This window comes from Mucilaginibacter sp. P4_G9 (assembly GCF_056400985.1).
The window spans coordinates 1-1,935 of record NZ_JBFUKF010000642.1 but is presented as its reverse complement, the minus strand read 5'-3'; the positions used below and the strand labels follow the sequence as shown (position 1 = coordinate 1,935).

At 45.5% G+C, this 1,935-nt stretch carries 1 protein-coding gene; it reads left to right on the top strand.

The features are described 5' to 3' along the window. Positions 1-431: 431 nt before the first annotated feature. Positions 432-1,935 (top strand): glutamine-hydrolyzing GMP synthase (guaA, locus tag AC1DPZ_RS26265; protein WP_477409061.1); only part of this gene is annotated, 1,504 nt, incomplete at its 3' end.

Genomic DNA, 1,935 nt, shown 5'->3' with positions numbered 1-1,935 from the left:
TGTTTTTATTGGTGCTCATTATCTCGCTATGCTCGGTCTTTTGGTTCTTTTTGTTTCAAGACAAAAAGGACTAGGCCCCCCCGCGGCCATGAGCGGGACGATGTTATTGGTTACCACAAAGTAAAGTTAGCACCCAAATAGCGGCTCTGTACAGTTTGGGATTGCTTCGTGCCTCGCAATGACGGTGGTTGAGGTGTTATGTTAACACGAAAAATCCAGCCTTTTGAAGCCGCTCTGTACAGTTTGGGATTATTAATGTTGTGTTTTTATTTTTATAGGTATTAATGAGCTCCCTGCGGTCGGTTATCTTCGTACCTCGCAATGACGGTGACTTGTGGTTTCTGGTTCAGGCAAACTCCCCAATCAAAACATCCCATCCAAAATCTCAAATCTCATATCTCACATCTCACATCTAATTTTTATCTTTGCCCATGCAAGAAAAAATCCTCATTCTTGACTTTGGCTCGCAATTCACCCAACTTATAGCGCGCCGCGTCAGGGAGCTCAATATTTACTGTGAGATCCACCCCTTTAATCATTATCCCGAAATTGACAGCACTGTAAAAGGTATCATCCTTTCCGGCAGTCCTTATTCTGTAAGGCAGGAGGATGCTCCTCATTTTGATTTCGAGCAGTTTCACACCACCCGGCCTATATTAGGGGTTTGTTACGGGGCACAGTATGTGGCGCATTTTCATGGCGGCGAGGTGCTGCCATCAAGCACCCGGGAGTATGGCAGAGCCAATCTTGAATATATTAACAGGGAAAACCCGCTGTTTAAAAATATACCCGAAAGCTCGCAGGTTTGGATGTCGCATGGCGATACTATTGACAGTATCGGCGATAATTTTGAAATTATTGCCAGTACCGATACCGTAAAAGTTGCGGCTTACCAGGTAACCGGCACCCAAACGTACGGCATCCAGTTTCACCCCGAAGTAACACATAGTATCGACGGCAGGCAGCTGCTGGAAAACTTTTTGGTTGATATCTGCGGCTGTCACCAGGATTGGACACCAGATTCGTTCATTGAAACTACCATTGCCGCTTTAAAAGAGAAGTTAGGTGATGATAAGGTAGTGTTGGGGTTATCGGGCGGTGTTGATTCGTCGGTTGCGGCGGTATTGCTGCACCATGCCATTGGTACAAACCTGCATTGCATATTTGTTGATAATGGTCTTTTACGCAAGGACGAGTACGAGCAGGTGCTCGACTCCTACAAGCACATGGGCCTTAATATAAAAGGAATTGATGCCAAAAGTCGTTTTTACGATGCACTGGCCGGCTTAAGCGACCCCGAAAAGAAACGGAAGGCTATTGGCCGGGTGTTTATTGAGGTATTTGATGATGCCGCGCACGAGGTTAAAGATGTAAAATGGCTTGGCCAGGGTACTATTTACCCGGATATTATTGAGTCGGTTTCTGTTAAGGGGCCATCGGCTACCATCAAATCGCACCATAACGTTGGCGGACTGCCCGATTTTATGAAACTAAAGGTTGTTGAACCTTTAAATACCCTGTTTAAAGACGAAGTAAGGCGTGTTGGCAAGGCATTAGGTATCGATCCTAATATTTTAGGCAGGCACCCTTTTCCTGGTCCGGGGTTGGCAATCAGGATCTTAGGTGATGTAACTCCGCAAAAAGTTGCTATATTACAGGAGGCCGATGCGATTTATATCAACAATTTGCGGTCATACGGTGTTTATGATAAGGTTTGGCAGGCCGGCGCAATATTTTTGCCGGTTCAGTCGGTAGGGGTAATGGGCGATGAGCGCACTTACGAGAACGTAATTTGCCTGCGTGCTGTAGAATCGTTGGATGGAATGACAGCCGATTGGTGCCATTTACCTTACGATTTGCTGGCCAAGATCAGTAACGAGATCATTAATAACGTAAAAGGAATTAACCGGGTAGTATATGATATCAGTTCGAAAC